This is a genomic window from Vibrio sp. 1151_11, assembly GCF_029478525.1.
GTDB lineage: Bacteria > Pseudomonadota > Gammaproteobacteria > Enterobacterales > Vibrionaceae > Vibrio > Vibrio anguillarum.
This window is the reverse complement of record NZ_SHMN01000001.1, coordinates 68296-88284: the sequence shown is the minus strand read 5'-3', so window position 1 is coordinate 88284 and position 19989 is coordinate 68296. Positions and strand designations below refer to the sequence as shown.

Below are 19989 nucleotides of genomic sequence, written 5' to 3'. Positions count from 1 at the left end.
GCGCTTTGAGAGCCAATTAAGAACAAACAGAGCGATAACGTGAATGTGAGTAGGCTAACATCAATTGAGTGGCTTTATTGCCGAAGGATGAATGATCATTTCCTCTAAACCGCCGCCGTTATGTACTTGAGTGAATCCTTGCTCGAGTAAATAGGCCATGGCTTGGCCCGATCGATTGCCGCTGCGGCAGTAAACCACAATCGGTTGTTGTTTATCGATGTGAGAAAAAGCACTGCTAACAGTATCAAGTGGGTAGTTTAGCGCACCTTCAATATGGCCAGCTGCAAATTCTGCTGCGGTTCGAACATCGACTAAAAGCGCGCCATTTTCAATCCATTGCCATGCTATCGTTGAGCGCTCTGATGCCAATGCATCTGAGGTATTGGAGATCAGGCCTACACACAATAACGCTTTGGTCATCAGTGACTTTAACATGTTAGTTTCCTTCTTTTGGCTTAAAAATTAGCCTTCAAATGTGAATGGCGTTAATCAAGGGATTTCTTAAATCTCAACGACGCGACGATAATCCCACCGACGGTAAAGCTTAACATCCATAATGCATCTCGCCATAGATCCATGAGGTTAGCACCGCGCAACACAATCCCGCGGATCATGCGCATAAAGTGGGTCGCGGGCAACGCTTCAGAAATCCACTGCGCTGCTACTGGCATGCCTTCGTAGGGAAACATAAATCCAGAAAGTAAAATTGAAGGCAGTAAGATAAAAACAGTCATTTGCATGGCTTGCAGTTGAGTGGAAGCAATGGTTGAAATCACCAAACCTAAGGTCAAACTGGCGGCGATAAACAGCAAAGTACCGAAGAGAATTTGGCTGATCGTACCATTAATGGGCACGTCAAAAATAAAATGCCCTAAGCCCAAGATGATGAAGACCTGAATTAATCCGACAAAAATATAGGGCACAATTTTGGCGACCATAAGCTCAATAGAGTGAATTGGCGTTGTGATCAGCAGTTCTAAATTGCCGCGCTCTTTTTCTCGCACAATCGCGGCACTGGTGAAGAGGATCATCGTCATGGTTAAAATAACCCCCAGTAAACCGGGCACGATATTAACCGCAGAGCGGCGAGTGGGGTTATAAAACAGCGTGACTTCAAAGGTTTTGACGGTAGCTGGACGAATGTCAAAATCAAAATCGGTCAGCGGCATGGATTGCAGACCTAAAATGGAGGCACTGATCATCGTATCGGAGCCATCAACAATCCACTGGCCTAACACGCGGTTTTGCACCGCGCGCTGGGTGAGATCTTTTGGCAGGATCAGCGCTGCTCTCACGTTACCTTGTTCAATTGCATGTTCAGCTTGATCTGCTGTGGCAAAAGTGTGTTTGACGCTCACAACCTGTGTGGCTTTGACTGACTCTACAATTAACCGTCCGAGGGTACTTTCACTTTGATCAACGATGGCGATCGGAATATTGCGTACGTCAGTATTGATGGCAAAGCCAAATAGCAACAACTGGATCAGTGGGATCATCACTACCATGCCAAACGTAATTCTGTCTCGCGAGAGTTGGCGTATCTCTTTCACCATCACCGCTTTCATTCGAAACAGTGCTTTCATTGACGCCCCTTGCCAGTCACAGTGACAAAGACATCTTCCAAACTTGGGCGAGCTAGATTCATCTCAGCTTCAGCCAGTTCAGGGAAGGTTGTTTTTAGCCACGCGATAGGTTGTGTGACTTGTTGATGAATAAGGATCCGCAAGCGGATGCCAAGTTGCGCAGCAGAGCGAACCTCCGCCCGAGCCATGACTTTTTCTTTTAATTGGCGCAAATTATGGGCTCGGACTTCGACAATGTTGACGCCCATCGTGTTCATTAAGGTTTCTGGCTCACCATCTGCACGAATTAAACCCGATTCCATGATGGCTAAACGGTGGCAGCGTTCCGCTTCATCCATGTAGTGAGTGGTGATCAAAATGGTGGTGCCTTGGTCTGAAAGATCGAACAATTGTTCCCAAAATTCCCGTCTATTTTCAGGATCGACCGCCGACGTTGGTTCATCCAAAAACAGCAGTTCAGGTTTATGCATCGTGGCTGCTGCTAGTGACAAGCGCTGCTTTTGGCCGCCACTCATCCCACTTACGCGTTGTTTTCGGCGCTGATCAAGCCCATAAGTGCACAACTGTTCATTGAGCCGTTGTGCCAATGCTTTGCGCGGCATACCAAAAATTTGCCCAATAAATTGTAGGTTTTCCTCTACGGTCAAATCATCGTATAACGAAAATTTTTGCGTCATATAACCAATTTTTAGGCGCAATTGCTCGGATTGTTTTGGGATCGCTAACCCCAGTACATCAACACTGCCGGAGGTAGGGCTTAATAAACCCGTGAGCACGCGAATTGTGGTCGATTTGCCACAACCATTTGGGCCGAGAAAACCGTAAATGGTTCCTTTGGGGACACTCAGATTGATGCCTTCAATCGCAGTGAAATCACCAAATTTTTTGACCACATTACGGGCGTGAATGGCGAGTTCAGTCACTATTTTTGCCTCGCTAAATCGACTTGCGCTGGAATGCCAGAAGGGAGCGATTGCGCGGATTCGGGCAGATCCACTTCGGCTAGATACATTAAGCGGGCGCGTTCATTTTCGGTCAGTGCGTAGTAAGGCGTGAAAGAGGGTTCCGTTGCCACCCAACGCACTGTGCCTTGCAACGGCTCTTTTATACCGTCGATATGCACTGGAAATTGTGCGCCCGGCACGACAGCTAAACGGTGTGGTGCGGGAACGTAGACGCGAGCATAAGGGATGCGGCTGGCTTGGATGATGGCGACAATGCCGTTGCTTGGAACGCGCTCACCCAAGTTGTATGGGAGGTTATCCAAAATTCCATCGCGGGTTGCGACAATGGTTAACTCGTCGAGCTTTTGCTGTTGCAGTGAGACGTCGGCTTTGGCGGCGGTCAGCGCCGCTTGGGCTTGTTCAATATCTTCAGGGCGAGTGCCAGCGGTGAGCTTAGCAAACTCTTCTTTTGCAGAATCGAGTTCGGCACGAGCGGCGTCACGCGTGGCGGTGGCGCTGTCTTTTTCTGATTGGCTGAGGAGCTTTTTACCAACCAGTTCTTCCACACGTTTGAAGTTTTGCAACGCCTCTGTCAGTTTGGCTTGTGCGCGATTGACTTTGGCTTGTGCGGCTGCCGTGTCTTCTTGGCGTTCACCATTACTCAGTTTGAGCAAATACGCTTGCGCTTTGGCCGCCTCTGCGAGTGCATGGGCCAGCACCGCCTGCTGATTTCTGGTATCTAGTCGAACCAATACTTCGCCAGCATGCACTGCGCTGCCTTCCGCGACAGGAAGCGCGCGAATGATCTCATTGGCGGTGGCGGAAAAAGTGATGCGGTCTCGCTCTAAAGTGCCCAATGCTTGCGCGCTATTTTCCGGCGAGCAAGCATTGAGAGTTGACAGTAAAAGAGAGATAAAGGCAATGCGATGTTTCATGCTCATGGCGAGAGGCTCGGTTAACTTATTGTCTTCATACTAGAAGTTTACCGCCAGCGCCTCAAGCTACATGGTTCATCAAAAGTAGAGGATGTGATTAGCCCCACTTTAATATCGGCCATTGTTGGGGCTGAGCGTATTGGATGAGGCGCGTGCATGGGTTGACCAAATAGGTGAAATCGGCGTGTAGACACAAAGGTAAATCATTGATCGAGTCAGTGAAAAAATGCACTTGACCCACGTATTGTGGGCGCTTAGCTAGCCATTCATTTAAGCGAGTGACTTTACCGTCTCGGTAGGTGGGTGTTCCCAAAATATGCGTGGTGTAATGGTTGTTCTCTATGACCATATCGATACCCATCGCCTCTGCAACGCCTATTTTACGGGCGACAGCTTTAACCAAAAAACTGACCGACGCCGAAATAATGAGCATTTGAATACGCTCGTCCGTTAACTGTTTAATGAGTGCTTTGGCTTGAGGAAATAGCCTAGGTACGATGCGTGTAGCGACACAATCGTCCGCCAAGCGCTGGACTTGCTCTGTGGGTAGGGTGAGCAAAGGTTGCATCGCAAAATCGAGGTAATCTTCCATGTCCATTTCACCGCTGGCATAGCGTGACATGATCAGCCTATCTTGCGCGACAAAATCAGGGTCGCTCGCTATGCCCTTATCGGCCAAATATTCGCTCCAAATCATTGCGCAGTCGCCGTCAATCAATGTGTCGTCCATATCAAAAACGTATAGAGGTGTCGGCATCTATTTAGGCTCTCACAGGTTGTATTTCGTTAAGGTTAAACAGTAATTCTAGCTGACTGCCAGTGGCAAATAATCGCTCTGACGAACGATTGAGTAAATCGACCGTGAGCTCGCAGCCTCGCACATCCACATGGTAGCGAATGACATTACCCAGTAATTGGTGATGCTTGATGGTGCCATGTTGCGGCGCAGAAACATGGGCACCATAGCTCCGCCCAGCTTCCTTGACGTAGATGGATTCGGGGCGAATAGCCACTTTCCAAGCCGTGTCTATGTTAAACAACTGCTTGGCGGTGGCCGCCTCTACTAAATTGTAATGGCCCATAAAACCAGCCACAAACTCATTGGCTGGCTGAGTATAAATGCTTTCTGGGGAGCCTTGCTGAACGATTTCACCTTGGTGCATTAAAAAAATACGATCAGAGAGAATCATCGCCTCTTCTTGATCATGGGTTACAAATACGGTGGTGAGATTGAGCTCTTTTTGAATATCACGGATCTGCTGGCGCAAGTGTTTGCGAATTTTGGCATCCAGTGCTGAAAGGGGTTCATCAAGTAGCAAAATACGCGGCTTGACCACTAAGGCGCGAGCTAAAGCGACGCGTTGGCGCTGCCCACCCGAGAGCTGGTTGGGATAGTGTTTTTCTTTCCCTATCAGCGAAACCAGTTCGACCACTTTTTGTACTTCGCGCGCGATGTAAGCTCTGTCTTGCCCTTGCATTTTGAGGCCAAAAGCGATGTTTTCAGCCACCGTCATATTCGGAAACAGAGCGTAGGATTGAAACACCATGCCAATGCCGCGTTGCTGTGGTGTTTGGTTAGTGATGTTTTCACCGTTGACCCAAATTTCGCCGTCATCGACGGGATTTAAGCCAGCCAAACTGCGTAATAGAGTCGATTTCCCGCAGCCGCTCGGACCAAGTAGCGTGACAAATTCCCCTTGCTCAATGGAAAATTCAATCCCTTCAAAAACGGTATTGTTGCCAAAGCGTTTGGTGAGGTTGGCGACGTGGACGTAATCAGAGCGAGAGGTTGTGTGGGTCGTCGAATTCATTGAGTGGATCCTCGGCTAAAACGACTGGCGAGCCAAGTCAGTAAAAAGATAAATAGGAAGTAAGTCATCACTAACGCGGAGGTGAAGTGACCACTAGTCTGACGCATGTTGTAGAGATAAATCTGCAAGGTTTCATAGCGCGTGCCGACCAGAATGTTCGCAAATACAAACTCGCCAAGTAGAAAAGAGAAGGATAGAAACAGCGAAGCCATCAACCCTTTTCTAATGTTTGGCAGTACGATCAGTAAAAAAGCACGGCTGGTGCTTGCGCCGAGCAGGTGCGCGGCGTCCATGAGATCGTGCAGATGGATCGCCTCAAAACTGTTGGCAATTGCACGGTACATAAACGGCAGCGCAATGGTGAAATAAGTGCCAATCAAAATCCAAGGTGTACCCACAATTGGAAATTGGCTATCGGCGTACAGTTGCAGTAATCCAACTGAAGAGACCACAGGCGGTACCGCAAAAGGGATTAAAATCAGCAGGTTCATTACTTTATCGAGACGAGGGAAATAGTAAAACACCACGAAGATCGCCGGAATAATCAAAACCGCGCTGAGTGTCAGAGAAGCGATGCCAATCAGCAATGAGCGGCCAAATGCATCGAGAAAGCGAGGGTCGGTCAGCAGTTTGAGATACCAGTCAAAGGTGAAGCCATCGGGTAAAATCGTTGCGCCCCAGCGTGAAGAAAAGGAATAAACCAAGGTGGCCAAAATGGGCAGCAACATCACTCCCACGATGGAATAGACCACGCTTTTATGAAAGGTGATTTTATTAAGGGTAGGATTAGCGTTTTGCATGAGTGCTCCTTGCGCTATAGCTTTTCGCAATTAGCCACTGATTGATCACAGTAATGAAGGCTAAAATTAGCATCAATACCACGGAAATGGCGGCGGCTAAATTGGGCTCTAAGAACAGATCTCCCGCCACTAAACTGGCAATGCGTACCGTAATGACGTTGTAGTTGCCGGATGTGAGTGCGTAGACGCTGGCATATGCGCCCATCGCATTGGCGATTAGGATAATCAAGGTGCCGAGTAGGGCTGGTGAAAGCACAGGCAAGGCGATTTTTTGCCAATATTGCCATCCGTTGGCACCCAGAGTGGACGCCGCCGCTTGCCAGTCATCACTGAGCGCATCAAATGCAGGATAGAGCAGCAGCACGCCAAGAGGGATCTGAAAGTAGATATACATCGCCAGCAGTCCCCATTTGCCGTACAGGTTGAACTCTTCAATCAAACCGTATTGCTTGAGCAACAAAGTCAGTGCGCCGTTGACCCCAAGAATAATAATGAAAGCGAATGCCAAAGGGACGCCAGCAAAATTACTGCTCATATTGGTAAAGGCGATCACACCATCGCGCAGCTTGCCATCGACTCGGCGTAAGGAGGCGACCAACATTGCCGCAATCGCAAGGCCCGCGACGCTGGACCATATGGCGAGCCACAAACTATTGCCCAGCCCTTGTAAAATAAAGGATGAGCTGAAGATTTCGCGATAATGGTCTAGTGACCATTGATCGTCAGAGATAAAGCTGTTGAACAAAACCCACAGCATGGGGGCGAGCTGAAATAAGTAGAAAAACAGCGCAAAAGGAGTAAGCCATAACGCAGGTTTGAGTTTGCGTGCCCAGTGTGTTGATTGGCTCAGCACGGCGCTAGGCTTGCTAATAACTTGGCTACTGATCATGCTAAGCACTCCGCAGAAAAGGGCTTATTGTGATCAAGATTAAGCAGTTGGCAGCATAGGCCGCAGAGCTCAGTTTGTTTGATCTCACAAGCTTGGTGCGAAAATTGATCGCCCAATACAAAAAGCGGGACGTTGCGCTCTTCGGTTAATATTCCGCCGTGTGACTTGTCATTGTTCATGCCGTGATCGCTGGTCACCATCACTTGGTAGCCATCGTTTAGCCAGCTTTCTAAAAAGTGAGATAACAGCGCATCGGCCATGCGTGCACTATTACGATACTGTCCTGAATCAAGGCCAAACTTATGTCCAGCATCATCGATATTCATTGGATGGATCAGTAAAAAATCAGGCTGATGAGTACGACGTAAGTGTTCGGCGTCTAAAAACAGTGCTTCATCGGGATAGTGATCCCAGTGATAAAAACAGCCATGCTGAATATTGAGTGTTTTATCACAGGTAAAACGATCGCGCGTTGCATCAAAAGGCGTGCGGTTATAGAGCTCGCTGACCCAATGATACGCCGCTGCGGCTGTTGTCAGCCCTTGCTCTTTTGCCAAACTGAAGATGGATTGATGATGTGAAAGGCGCACAATGTGGTTATGAACAATGCCGCTTTCGACAGGCTTTACGCCAGTGAGTAGACATTCATACAAAGGACGCGATAACGAAGGCAATTCACATTGTAGGGAGTATAAGGTTGCTCTTTGCTGCTCAATTAAGCCGTTTAAGTAGCCCATGCAATCACGGGCTACGGAATAATTGAGTCCATCAAGAACAACAAGGATCACCTTATTGTTCATGGTTGCCTCTTACTGCTGGTGGATAATGACATTTTCTTGCCATTGACGTGGCAATTGACGAGCTGATTTTTCCCAAGCATTAAAGTCGCTAATTGGGCTCACGTTCTGGTATTGATCGTTAGCAATCAATTTGCTTTGTACCGCAGCAGGCAGTGCAACGTTGCTGCGGATCGGGCGAGCATAGCCTTGTGCAAGGTTGATTTGGCCTTGATCGCTAAAGATGTATTCACGTGCTAGCTTGGCCGCGTTTGGGTTTTTGGCGTATTTATTGATGATGGTGGTGTAGCCGGAAATCACAGAACCATCTTGCGGAATGTTAACGGTAAAGCGGTTACGGTCAATTTGGTCACGGTAACTTAGGGCGTTGAAATCCCACAATACGGCCACTTCAACTTCACCTCTTTCGAGGTTAGCGATACTTGGGTCTGTAAATGATAAGCGCCCTTGCTTGGCGAGTTTGGCAAAAAATTCGATTGCCGGATCGAGGTTCTTTTCACTGCCACCATGAGCAAAAGCAGCGGCTAGTACGGCATTATTTGCTTGCGCAGCAACACCGACATTACCAATACTGATTTTGTAATCGCCTTTGAGCAAATCGTTCCACGTTTTTGGCGCATTCTTGACTAGATTATTGTTCGAGATAAATGAAATGGTGCCCGTATAAGCCAGAGCCCAGTGGCCATCTTTATCTTTGGCCCAGTCAGGGATGTCATTCCAAGTGCTCGGTTTGTACGCTTGAGTTACGCCTTTTTTCACCGCCACGCGAGCAAACGCAAAGCCAACATCACCGATATCGGCGGTCGCATTTTTCTTTTCGGCTTCAAACTTGGCAATTTCTTGCGCTGAGCTCATATCCGTATCTTGGTGTTTTAGGCCATAAATCTTACCTAAATCGCTCCACGTATCTTGCCAGTTAGCCCAACTGCCGGGCATACCAATGCTGTACACTTGGCCTTCTTGTTTCGCTGCGTTGATCAAAGATTGTAAATCAGCCTCTTTAGCAAAAGCCGAAGTTGAAAGAGTCAGCGCAAGTGCTGTGGCAGTCGTTGCGCGGGTAAATAAGGTTTTCATTGTCGCTATCCTTCTGGACTAGGTCAGTAAGTTCGATTTTTATCCTAGGGAAGAATTGTGACGTTTTCGGTGTAGTTATTTGACATTTTTGATGATTTTCTATTGCACTTTTATTTCAAATTCAATCAATTAGCCTGTCATAAATCTGTTATCTGCCTTAAGTAGTCTAAAAGACGTTTATTCACTCTGTATAATATTGGACTAGGTCACGCATGAGATTTCGCAGCCCTTTGCCAGTGGCAAATGCTCCTTTAGAAAAGACCCAACTTGGTAATATTAAAGGCACCCTTCGTGAGCAAATTTGCAGTGGGATGCTGAGCGACAGACAAAAACTGCCATCTGAACGTGAATTGAGTGAATTGTTTAATACAACGCGCATTACAATTAAAGACGCTTTGGTTTCACTGGAAACCGAAGGGTTGATTTACCGAGAAGAGCGGCGTGGCTGGTTTGTCTCTCCGGCGCGAATTCATTATAACCCGCTATCGCGTTGCCACTTCCACCAGATGATCCGCGAGCAGCACCGAATCGCAGAAACTAAGCTAGTTGCGGTACGCAGCGTGATGGCTTCTCGTGAGTATGCAAGAGCGATGGATATTGACCGAATTACGCCCATTCATATTATTGAACGGTTGCGCTCGATTGACGGGCGAGCGGTACTGTTTGTCGAAAACTGCCTGATTGCGCAGTGGTTTCCAAAGATATTAGAGGAAAATTTAACCGCTTCGTTAACGCATCTCTATCAGCAAAAATACGGTTACATCACCACGCGTTCTCGTTTTGAGGTGATCCCTACGGCTGCGCCTCTTCATGTGGCAAAAGCCCTTAACTTGGCTGCTGGCCAATCTGTAATGAAAATTTGTCGAGTTAATTACAAACAAGATGGCGAGATCATGGACTGCGAATTTGAGTACTGGCGGCCAGATTCAGTCCTGATCCGTATCGACAGTTGTGATGGAGAATGAATAGCTTTAGACTCGGCGCAACCTTTTTCACCCTGCTAGTCGTTTATGAATTTTTCTAAGCTTAACTTAAGCGCCCCTTTGATGGCTGCGCTGCCTGCGTCGCGACACACGGCGACCAAAATCCAACAATTGGCTATTCCAGCCGTACTTTCTGGGCAAGATGTGCTTGCCTTCGCGCAGACGGGCAGTGGTAAAACGTTAGCTTATGGTTTGCCTTTACTGCAACGGATTGAAGTTAATACTCTTGAAATTCAATCGGTTGTCATTGTTCCTACCCGTGAATTAGCACAACAAGTCAGCCAAGAGCTGAGTACCGTGGCAAGCAAAATGGGCATTAGCTTATGCACTTTATGCGGGGGAGTGGCCCAAGAAGAGCAGCTTGCGCAGTTGGCCAAATTACCGCATTTAATCGTCGCGACACCGGGCCGCTTGCTTGATTTACTCACACAGCAACTGATCTCATTGGAGTCGATGCACTGTGTGGTGTTAGATGAAGCTGACAGACTGTTAGAGATGGGGTTTTGGCCGGATGTACAACGCCTGCTCAGTTTTATGCCCCAAACCAAACAAACGTTGTTGTTTTCCGCCACACTCGCCGCCGATCTCGAACAGGTGGCATTGGCCGTGTTAAATAACCCGGTAAAGATAGAGGCGAATCAAGCCAATCAAGTGGTGGAAGAAATTGAAGAGCAGCTCTACCTTGTGAATAAGGGCAGTAAAGCACAAGCATTAATTGCTCTGATTAAACAGCGGGCTGGGCAGCAAGTATTAGTGTTCATTAGCGCTCGTGATAGTGCTGACGCGGTCGCGAAAAAATTACTCAAAGCGGGTATTCGTGCGGCAGCTTTGCATGGTGAAAAAGATCAAGTTATTCGCGAGCAAACGTTAGCCGATTTCAAAGCGAATCAAGTGGATGTACTGGTGGCCACCGATTTACTGGCGCGTGGTATTCACATTGACGCGCTGCCAGTGGTGATCAATTTTGATTTACCGCCTAGTGCGCCAGTTTATATTCACCGCGTGGGCCGCACAGCGCGTGCTGGTCAAGGTGGTGTGGCAATTTCACTGGTCTGCCATGGTGAAAGCCAAGCGCTGGAGGCAATCCGCAGCTTAACGCAGCGCGCTTTACCGCTGCAGGCGTTGACCGATTTTCCAGTGACAGACCAACCTACTAGCGGTGAACCGAAGCGCAAACCGCGCGATAAGCAAGCCAACCGCCGCAGTGCTCAAAAGCGCAGCGTGAAGCAGTTTCAGCAGAAAACAAGCCATTAAGTAGCTCAATATACGCATGCTATTGTGCGTTTTGATGGAGTAAGGAAACTAAGTGACTCAGGAAATTTATGCATTTATTACGATTGAAATGGCACATTAATCGAGTTTATGTGTAAATTTTCAGCAGCTTATTGTGAACAACCTATCATTATTGGACTAAATCAAGAAAATGCAGTATTCAGTTTCATGAGATTATATTCACAATTTTAGAATCATTTCTAGGATAAATATTCTTTAATCCACGTTATTAACACGATTGTGGATAATTAGTCGTTAATCAATCATTATCAATATAAGCGATGACTTTCTAGTCAAATAATATTTTAATGTATGTCACATTTACTGAAAATTTTTTAACTTACCATTTCGCCACTTTGATTGTTTTATCAAAAAACACTTATTAAATATAAATTCTTATTTCTACTAATAATAGGATAAATTTCGATATGGCTGCCGATATTGTAAAGGTTTCAAGAAACACAGAAAATGCACCTATATGTGCTGTCTCTACACAAACTGTCGCTTTTTCTCATTATAATAATATTTCAGCACAACTACCGATAGATCCTAAAACGGGTGAAATTGTTATTGGTTGTATAAATGACCAAACAAAGCAATGTCTGAATAATATACAGTCTATCGTAGAAAGTATTGGTCACGTTATGGATGATGTGGTCAAAATGAATATTTTTGTAAAGAATATTTCAGATATTGATGCCATCAAAAAAGTATACCCCACTTTTTTTCAGGGGCCGCTTCCTACAGTGACCATAGCGGCGGTTACGGCTTTACCTGTCAGTGATGCTTTAGTGCAAATTGATGCTCTTATTTCAAACGGTGAAGGCACTGCTCCACAAGCGCCTTGTGAGCTCATCAAAGTGTCAAGGAATACTGAGCATGCACCTCAAGGTCTATACTCTCAAACCGCGGCCTTCTCTCATTATAATAACCTCTCGGCTCAATTGCCGATTGAACCTAAAACGGGAGAAATAGTACAAGGTGGTATTAAAGAACAGAGTCAACAGTGTTTGAATAATATTAATGCTATCTTAGAAAGTATTGGTCATACGATGGCTGATATCGTTAAAACAACGATATTTCTTAAAGATATATCTGATGCAGAAGCCATCAATGAAGTCTGTGGACAATTTTTCCCAAGTTATGTGCCTGCGCGAAGCCTAGTTCGTGTTGCTGACTTGCCTATGAATGCATTGGTGCAAATTGATGTTGTTGTGTCACATGGTGATGGTACACCGCCACAGCTTCCTGAAGATGCTCGCTTACTTGTGATTGAAGCAAATAATACCGTGAATGCACCTAAAGTCGGCTATTCCCACTCTGTTGCTTTTTCTCATTATAATCATATTTCAGGTCAGTTACCTTTATCTCCAAAAAATAATGAAGTTGTTGCTTGTGGAATAAAAGAACAAGTTAAGCAGTGTTTAGAAAATATAAAGAATATTGTAGAAAGTGTTGAGCATGTTATGGATGATATTGTTAAAGTCAATATTCAAATAAAAAATATGGATGACATTAATATTGTCAATGAAGTTTACACAACCTTCTTTAACCATGAGCTACCTGCGAGAACCGTGATTGGTGTTTCAGAGCTGCCTATGGATGCGTTAATACAAATTGACGCGGTGGTTTCTAATTGTGAAGGTACGCCACCTAAACATTAACGAATCTTTATTATTGACTAAAGAAGGGGGTATCAACGATATCCCCTTGTTACTTGTTAGCTACCTGTAATTGCAATACCACGCTGCCTGGCTGTGGTAATCAAAATCAGCCGACGCATGAAAAACCGCTCAATTACTGTTTTTCAGGGCCGTTAAAACGTGATGTAGTGAGGGGACCACTTGGTGTCCAAGCGCCAAAACTTCTTCACTGGGTTCGACGAGATCAGGAATTTGGTAGGTGATCATATTCGCACTCACGGCGGATCGCACGCCGTTATTAGAATCTTCAAAGGCTAAACATTGGGTCGGTTCAGCGCCAAGACGTTGCGCAGCGAGTAGATAAATCTCTGGATCGGGTTTGCCATGTGTCACTTCACAACCGGTTGTGAACGAGTCAAAGTATTGCTCAAGGCCTGAAAGGCGCAGCTTAATTTGTGCCACGTCTTTTTGGGTTGATGTTGCGACGGCAGTAGGAACACGATTCGCTTTTAACCATTGTAATAACTCGATAACCCCTTCTTTCACTGGGATCGCCTGGTGTTTCACCACGGCATCGTAACGTTTACGCCACTCCGTATGTAATACCGGATAGTTTAATTCTGGCCCGTAGCCTGCGCGCAGTGCTTGTTCAATGCCTGCCGCATTGCGACCAATAGCCGAGAGATAAACCTCTTTTAAAAATGGGACGCCAACTGCGTGGCAAGCTTGTTCGAATATTGTAAGGCAGACACGTTCCGTGTCGAGTAACAGTCCATCCATATCAAAAATGGCAGCTTGAAATTTCATAAGTACAACTTTAGGCGAGTGAAATGGAGTGGGCTATTTTCACATAAGTCGACCTATGGAGGCGATCTTTTTCCTGCACTTTTTCTTTTTCTCATACTTCAATAAAATCAGCCAATTATAAGCGCTAGTTTGTTAGCAATGAGTTATGCTTAATGTGAAAACCTTGTTGCGAGAAGAGGGGGAAGCAATTTGAATAGTGCATTTGTACAACAGTGGATGCCGGGTTTACACCAACTGAAAGACTATGAAACTCGCTGGTTGATGGATGACGTACGTGCGGCGCTTTCTGTGGTTGCGGTTGCACTGCCTGTCGCGATAGCGTACGCGCAGCTCACTGGAGTAAGCGCGATTGTCGGCTTATATTCCTGCGTATTGCCGATGTTGGTTTACGCGATTTTTGGCACGTCTAGGCAGTTGATCTTAGGCCCAGACGCGGCAACTTGCGCAGTGATTGCGGCGGTAGTGACACCGCTGGCGATGGGCGATCCTCTCAAACACTGGCAGTTGGTCATGACAATGACGGCAATGACTGGTGTATGGTGTTTGCTGGCCAGTCGTTTCAAACTCGGTATTTTAGCCGATTTTCTCTCTCGCCCTATTTTACTTGGGTTGTTAAACGGTGTTGCTCTGACCATTATCGTGGGTCAATTTGCTAAAGTGTTTGGGCTGAAATATGAGCAGCAATATCTACTAGAGCGTATCGTGGAAGCGCCATCCTTACTGATTGATTTGCATTGGCAAACCTTATTGATAAGTGCGCTGACAGTGGTGGTTTATTTTCTGTGTAAGCGTGTCAGGCCCAATTGGCCAGCAGCGATGTTGGCTATCATCGCTGCTGCATTTTGGGTGTGGTTTTTTGGCGCTGAACATCTTGGCGTTAAAGTCGTTGGTTTAATCCAAGGTGGGTTACCGATATTCCAAACCCCTCTATTTGATCTAGGGGTGAGCCGCGAATTAGTCATGCCCGCTTTGAACTTAGCGATGGTGAGCTTTGTCAGTATGATGCTCACTGCGCGCAGTTTTGCGGCAAAAAATGGTTACGATATTGACGCCGACAAAGAGTTTCGCGCGCTTGGCTTAGCTAATATCGCTTCTGCATTTTCACAAGGTTTTGCCATCAGTGGGGCGGATTCACGTACGGCGGTGAATGACGCTAATGGTGGAAAATCGCAATTAGTTTCGATTATTGCAGCGATTGTGATTGGATTTGTCGCGATTGTGGCGTATCAGCCACTACAATACATTCCGATTGCTGCATTGGGGGTGGTGTTGATTATTGCGTCTATCTCGTTGCTGGATCTGAAAGGGATTTGGAGTTTACACAAGCGTGATAAAGACGCCTTTTATTTGGCAAGCTTAACCTTCATCGCTGTATTGGTCATTGGCGTTATCCCCGGCATCACTCTTGCGGTATTACTGGGTCTGTTCCAGTTCTTACGCACCGTGATGCGGCCAAGTGATCAAACATTGGGTTTGGATGATAAAGGCACGATTCGCACGATTGATACGTCAGCGAAGGCGAAACCAATACCGGGTTTGGTGATTTATCGTTTCAACTCTCCGCTGACTTATTTCAATGCGCCTTACTTTAAACGTCGTATTTTATTTCACACTGAATCGGCGGGCATGAGTGTGGGGTGTGTGATTATTGATGCGGTGTCGAGTTTTACCCATTTAGATTTAAGCGTCATGGCGATGTTATCGGACGTGCAAAGCATTCTGAAAAAACGAGGCATTCGTTTAGTGCTAGCGGGGCGTAAACGCAGTTTGAGAAAATGGTGTGAGATCGCTGGAATTTCAACGGGTGATGGCGGCGTGGTGATTCGTGCGGACATGTATTTAGCCATTAAGCTAAGTGGATGTTACCAACACGCTGTAGAAGAAGGGCAAGTTCCGCCAGTACAAAAAGAGCCGCAAAAGGATATTGAAGGTGAAATTGCGGCTGCTATTTAAAATGAGGTTGGCTCTCGTTAATAATATTGGTTCTCGTTAATAAAAGATAAAGAGCTCTTGAGTATCGAAAAGATGTAAGAAATCCCATTCAATCATGATGCTTTCCTTTTTATGTGATGAGAGCGAGTGCTCGGCCTTTTGCTAAACGGTTGGTGCCTGTTTGGATAAGCATAGGTGAGCGTTATGCATTAGGCAAAATGGTACGGGTTATTAATCTAATATAGGTAGCCTATGGATATGGTGGTTTTCGACGCTAGGCGTAGCGTGTCGGCAGGTAAATAGTTCGCTGTACTTGAGCGGCCAGTTTTCGATGAAACTGCAACATTGCACCTTCACTGCATGGTTGCCAAGTTAAGGCCTTGCCGACCACACCGTGATGTTGGAAGGCGTTGAGCCGAATGCTGACGTTCGCAGGCAACTGGTTAATCAGATGCGCCACTTCGGTAATTTCAGTCTCTAAATCACTTTTGTCCGGTATATGCAGCAGTCGCACTTCGTGCAGTTTATTCAGTGTAGCGAGGTGGAAAATAGTGCGTATCACTCTATGGTTACTGCGTCCGGTTAGCCACCGATGGGTTTCCTCTTGCCAAGCTTTTAAATCGATCATCGCTCCATCCAAATAGGACGAGATTTTGTCCCATCCCGATTCTGATAGTGAGCCATTACTATCAATAAAACAGCTGAGATGTTTCAATTCTTCATCGTGTTTGATGGCTTTGAAAAGAGCGATGATAAACGGAAGTTGTAGGGTTGCTTCCCCTCCTGAAATGGTAATACCGGCTAAGAAATAATGATTTCGGCGGATAAGTTCCACGAGTTGTTCAACGCTGTAGTGATGAATTTTTGGGTTTGATTGGTGCATGCAGTGCTCAATACAGCGATCGCAGTGAGTGCATTTATTCGCTAGCCATTCGACTTGCTGGTCAGCATTGAGGCGCAGTGCTTGCGATGGGCAGGTTGGCACACAATCACCGCAATGGTGACAGTGACGAATCGTATGTGGGTTATGGCAAGACAAGCAATTGAAGTTGCAACCTTGCATAAAAATGACCAGTCGGTTGCCCGGGCCATCAACGCAGGAGAAAGTCAGCACTCGGCTGACTTTTGCTCGGAGCGGCTGTTTTCCACTCACCATTAGTTGACAGAGTTTGGTTGATAAGCCGATTGCATTTCATGGCTAACCACGCGTGCTTTTCGCTTGAGCACGGCTGTGTTTTTGGCCGCTTCTGCCCCAAGAAATGTGGTGTTGGTGCGTGATCCGCGCTGCTCAAATTGCGCTATTTCAGATAATTTCACCATGTAACCCGTAATGCGAACTAAATCGTTCGAAGCCACGTTGGCCGTAAATTCGCGATAGCCCGAGTGGAGGGCTCCTTTACATAGGTTGAACATCGCCTCTGGGTTGGCCTTTATGGTTTCATCCAGAGTTAAAATATCGCTGATACCAGAGGTATAATATTGATGATGTCCAGCCGTTGCTTGCACATATTCAATCGGGTTGGGTTCGGTACCATAAGGGATGCGCACGCCCGGAGTGACATCAAGATCAAGGCTAATACCACCTTGCGCGTGCAGCAAAGCACGGCCGTTGAAGCCATATTTGACTGGTGAGTTTTGTACAATGTCGGCCAGCTTGGCGGAAATGGCGATGCCTAATTGGTTGGCGATATCATCATGGCCATAACGAGCGTTACTCTGCTCCTTTTCCAGTAATAGATTAACGGCTTCTGCCATACCATAAATGCCAAACATCGGTGCGAAACGGGATTCTTCAATCAACCCTTCTTGAGTCAGAAAACCTTCAAAAAAATGAGATTGTTGGTGTAGATGAGCAGCTCGAACATCCATCAGCTCAATCATATATTGGCTGTAAGTGGGTAGAATCTGATCTAAAAATGTTTGGCGGTCACTGGCTTTTTTCGCGGCCTCTTTTAAATTCATTCTGACTAAAGTATTGCAGCCTCCCGCTAAAGGAAGTGAGTTGTAGCAACTGACAATACCAAAACCTTGCTCGCCATAGGCGGTGGTATGAATCGGATAGTTGGCGATGTGCGGTTTACTGCATTGACAGATATTATCGGTCGCTTGGCGCAGTAAATCGTCAGGAGTGATGGAAGGGTCATACATGAAGGTAAGGTTGGGAGCGATCTGTTTCAGTTCAGCATCGATATGTAAAATAGTACGACAAATAATATTGTCGCTCGGGCCGATGTTGGCGTGCATGAAAGCATCGGGCAGAGTACGATCAAGCATGATCCAAAACAGCTTCAATTTTTGATAAATCGACGCTTCGCTCAGTTCGCCCACATAGGGCAATAACACGCTATCCAATTGCCCCAAATAGACAGGAATAGAGGTCACTGAAGGCACGTGATGGTACAAAATGGTCAGCATATTGAGTGCTTCATCAAAATTACTGGCAGGCGAAAGCTCTAAATACTCACTGCCTTGTGCTAAAAATTTTGCGTAGTCAGGCAACACGTAACGTGGTTTAAAAGGGGCATGGCCTTCAAACATATCGCAGATAATGCCTTGTTCCATTGCTCGAGCCAACTCAGGAGAGAGTTTCAGATAGGGCAAGCTTGCTTCGGCCTCTAGCGCAAGGAAGTGTGACTTTTGTTTAGGCGAGAGGTGTGCGTCAGTAACGATGGCTTGGAAGCGTTGCTGTGTATCGAGTGAATGGCTCATGAATTAAACCCTTATATTATTGTGGTTTAATCCTAATGTGTTTGGTTACTTTTCACTATTGATAATACATCAAGTAGTCATTTCCATTATGGAAATAAAAACGCCACTTCGTTATCGTCGAAGTGGCGTCATCAGGAACCTAAGGTTAGGCGTATTGCGCTTCGATTTGGTTCGATTTTAGATAAGCAGGGTGAGTGGCGAGCTGCTCTAAGTAACGTTCAATATTCGGGAAGTGAGTAATCGCTCCGTTGGTCAGCAATATTTCAGCAATGAATGACATCATGAAATCAGCGCCAGTGAGTTGATCGGCTACTAAGTAGCGTTTATCCGCTAAACACTGGTCAAAATAACTCATCACTTTGGCCGTTTCGCTTTCTGCATAGCCACCAAGGAAATTGGTTTGGCAGCCATCTTTGGCAACAAACATTTTTAATAGCAGCGGCAATATGGCAGAGCTTTCCGCAAAGTGGAGCCATTGCTGGTATTGCACATATTCCACGCTGCCACGCTGAGGCGCAAAGTGTTGGCCGTATTTTTCTATCAAGTAATCGGTAATGGCGCCAGATTCAGCAATCACCAAGCCATTGTCTTCAATCACAGGTGACTTACCTAACGGATGCACGCTTTTTAGCTCCGGCGGTGCCAGAAAGGTCACGCTATCACGTTGATATGGAACCACTTGATATTCAACCCCTAACTCTTCAAGTAACCAGATAATGCGCTTAGAGCGTGATTTATTTAGATGGTGAAGTTTGATCATTATGTGGTCCTTATTAAAGTGGTTGGTTGATTTGGATAACCAGTTTGCCAAAGTTTTTGCCTTCCAATAGACCAATAAAGGCTTGTGGTGCGTTTTCTAAACCGTCAATCAGTTGCTCGCGGTATTTCACTTTCCCTTCGCTTAGCCATTGAGTCATGTCAGTAGCAAATTCGTTATAGCGATGGCCGTAGTCATCAAAAATAATGAAACCTTGCATGCGGATTCGTTTGGTAAGCAAGGTGCCCATCAGCATAGAGAGACGATCAGGTCCTTCAGGCAGCGACGTTGCATTGTATTGAGAAATCAAGCCACACAGCGGAACTCGCGCTGCTGTGTTAAGCAGAGGTAAAACCGCATCAAAGACTTTGCCACCGACATTTTCGTAGTAAACGTCAATCCCTTGAGCACATGTTTTAGCCAATTGCTCTGCAAAATCGTCAGCTTTGTGATCAATACATTCATCAAAACCTAATACTTCTTTAGCGTAACGACATTTTTCCTCACCGCCAGCAATGCCGACCACGCGGCAGCCTTTGATTTTAGCAATTTGACCAACCGTTGCCCCTACGGGGCCAGTGGCGGCGGCGACTACCACAGTTTCACCTTGCTTCGGTTGGCCGATGTCTAGCAAACCCATATAAGCGGTAAAACCGGGCATTCCCATTATGCCTAGTGCGTATGAGGGTGAGGTTGGATTTTTACCGAGTTTGAGTAAACCTTCGCCGTTAGAAATAGCGTAATCCTGCCATCCGGTATAAGCGAGTACCCACTCACCTTGCTCAAATTTTGGGTGGTTTGATACTTCCACTTGACACACGGTCCCGCCTACCATGACATCATCAATTGCGACAGGATCGGCGTACGATTTAGCGTCACTCATGCGGCCGCGCATGTAGGGGTCAAGTGAAAGATAAACACTACGCAGCAGCACTTCACCAGCGGCAGGTGTTGGTTTAGGCGCATGTTCTAAGCGAAAGTTAGCAGGCGTTGGTGCACCGACAGGGCGTGAAGCGAGTACAATGCGGCGGTTAGTTTGTTCAGTCATTGGAG

General features: G+C 46.3%; 19 protein-coding genes. 4 read left to right on the top strand and 15 right to left on the bottom strand.

The annotated features are described in order from the left end of the window. Positions 1–60: 60 nt before the first annotated feature. From EXZ60_RS00365 to EXZ60_RS00320, 10 genes are all read right to left on the bottom strand, one after another. On the bottom strand, positions 61–435 hold the full coding sequence (locus EXZ60_RS00365) for a rhodanese-like domain-containing protein (RefSeq protein ID WP_017049317.1): 375 nt from the start codon (positions 433–435) through the stop codon (positions 61–63). A gap of 50 nt (positions 436–485) precedes the next feature. Continuing rightward, complete coding sequence (locus tag EXZ60_RS00360; protein ID WP_277435090.1) at positions 486–1583, bottom strand: ABC transporter permease; 1098 nt, start codon at positions 1581–1583, stop codon at positions 486–488. Beyond that, a complete protein-coding gene (locus EXZ60_RS00355) occupies positions 1580–2506 on the bottom strand; it encodes an ABC transporter ATP-binding protein (RefSeq protein ID WP_017044975.1) in 927 nt (308 codons plus the stop codon). Before EXZ60_RS00355 ends, EXZ60_RS00360 begins: the two co-directional genes overlap by 4 nt. Next, the gene (locus tag EXZ60_RS00350; protein ID WP_064626548.1) at positions 2506–3462 is read right to left on the bottom strand and encodes an HlyD family efflux transporter periplasmic adaptor subunit; all 957 of its coding nucleotides are present in this window, start codon (positions 3460–3462) and stop codon (positions 2506–2508) included. Before EXZ60_RS00350 ends, EXZ60_RS00355 begins: the two co-directional genes overlap by 1 nt. A 97-nt stretch (positions 3463–3559) precedes the next feature. Further along, positions 3560–4219 (bottom strand): HAD family hydrolase, encoded by a 660-nt coding sequence (locus EXZ60_RS00345; RefSeq protein ID WP_019280796.1) that lies wholly within the window; start codon positions 4217–4219, stop codon positions 3560–3562. A 4-nt stretch (positions 4220–4223) separates the two neighbouring features. After that, complete coding sequence (locus EXZ60_RS00340) at positions 4224–5273, bottom strand: ABC transporter ATP-binding protein (protein ID WP_017046834.1); 1050 nt, start codon at positions 5271–5273, stop codon at positions 4224–4226. After that, complete coding sequence (locus EXZ60_RS00335; RefSeq protein WP_277435089.1) at positions 5270–6073, bottom strand: ABC transporter permease; 804 nt, start codon at positions 6071–6073, stop codon at positions 5270–5272. Before EXZ60_RS00335 ends, EXZ60_RS00340 begins: the two co-directional genes overlap by 4 nt. Then, complete coding sequence (locus EXZ60_RS00330) at positions 6060–6959, bottom strand: ABC transporter permease subunit (protein WP_277435195.1); 900 nt, start codon at positions 6957–6959, stop codon at positions 6060–6062. Before EXZ60_RS00330 ends, EXZ60_RS00335 begins: the two co-directional genes overlap by 14 nt. After that, positions 6959–7762 carry an alkaline phosphatase family protein gene (locus EXZ60_RS00325; RefSeq protein ID WP_129532922.1) on the bottom strand — a complete coding sequence of 268 codons (804 nt, stop codon included), beginning with the start codon at positions 7760–7762 and terminating at the stop codon, positions 6959–6961. The genes EXZ60_RS00330 and EXZ60_RS00325 overlap by 1 nt, the downstream gene beginning before the upstream one ends. 9 nt (positions 7763–7771) lie before the next feature. After that, positions 7772–8833 carry an ABC transporter substrate-binding protein gene (locus EXZ60_RS00320; RefSeq protein WP_277435088.1) on the bottom strand — a complete coding sequence of 354 codons (1062 nt, stop codon included), beginning with the start codon at positions 8831–8833 and terminating at the stop codon, positions 7772–7774. Positions 8834–9045: 212 nt separating this feature from the next. Here EXZ60_RS00320 and EXZ60_RS00315 point away from each other — a divergent pair, with 212 nt between their 5' ends. From EXZ60_RS00315 to EXZ60_RS00305, 3 genes are all read left to right on the top strand, one after another. Then, positions 9046–9798, top strand: a complete 753-nt coding sequence (locus EXZ60_RS00315) for a UTRA domain-containing protein (RefSeq protein ID WP_017046832.1) — start codon at positions 9046–9048, stop codon at positions 9796–9798. A 45-nt stretch (positions 9799–9843) separates the two neighbouring features. Further along, positions 9844–11070 (top strand): DEAD/DEAH box helicase, encoded by a 1227-nt coding sequence (locus tag EXZ60_RS00310; RefSeq protein ID WP_064626554.1) that lies wholly within the window; start codon positions 9844–9846, stop codon positions 11068–11070. Between the two features lie 446 nt (positions 11071–11516). Further along, the gene (locus EXZ60_RS00305) at positions 11517–12752 is read left to right on the top strand and encodes a Rid family detoxifying hydrolase (protein WP_064626555.1); all 1236 of its coding nucleotides are present in this window, start codon (positions 11517–11519) and stop codon (positions 12750–12752) included. 129 nt (positions 12753–12881) lie between these two features. Here the strand turns inward: EXZ60_RS00305 and EXZ60_RS00300 are convergent, their stop codons facing one another. Further along, entirely contained in the window at positions 12882–13538 is a 657-nt protein-coding gene (locus tag EXZ60_RS00300) for an HAD family phosphatase (protein WP_064626556.1), read from the bottom strand. 216 nt (positions 13539–13754) lie between these two features. Between EXZ60_RS00300 and EXZ60_RS00295 the strand changes: the two genes are divergently transcribed. Next, complete coding sequence (locus EXZ60_RS00295) at positions 13755–15491, top strand: SulP family inorganic anion transporter (protein WP_050934249.1); 1737 nt, start codon at positions 13755–13757, stop codon at positions 15489–15491. A 253-nt stretch (positions 15492–15744) separates the two neighbouring features. On the opposite strand, the gene EXZ60_RS00290 is transcribed toward EXZ60_RS00295, so the two are convergent. The 4 genes from EXZ60_RS00290 to EXZ60_RS00275 all read right to left on the bottom strand — a co-directional run bounded on the left by EXZ60_RS00290 (position 15745) and on the right by EXZ60_RS00275 (position 19984). Then, the gene (locus EXZ60_RS00290; RefSeq protein WP_277435087.1) at positions 15745–16626 is read right to left on the bottom strand and encodes a YjjW family glycine radical enzyme activase; all 882 of its coding nucleotides are present in this window, start codon (positions 16624–16626) and stop codon (positions 15745–15747) included. Continuing rightward, complete coding sequence (locus EXZ60_RS00285; protein ID WP_170907349.1) at positions 16626–18179, bottom strand: YjjI family glycine radical enzyme; 1554 nt, start codon at positions 18177–18179, stop codon at positions 16626–16628. The genes EXZ60_RS00290 and EXZ60_RS00285 overlap by 1 nt, the downstream gene beginning before the upstream one ends. Positions 18180–18324: 145 nt before the next feature. Further along, positions 18325–18939: a glutathione S-transferase gene (locus EXZ60_RS00280; RefSeq protein ID WP_064626559.1), complete on the bottom strand. Its 615-nt coding sequence runs from the start codon at positions 18937–18939 to the stop codon at positions 18325–18327. A 13-nt stretch (positions 18940–18952) separates the two neighbouring features. Next, on the bottom strand, positions 18953–19984 hold the full coding sequence (locus EXZ60_RS00275; RefSeq protein ID WP_105976657.1) for an NADP-dependent oxidoreductase: 1032 nt from the start codon (positions 19982–19984) through the stop codon (positions 18953–18955). Positions 19985–19989 lie beyond the last annotated feature (5 nt).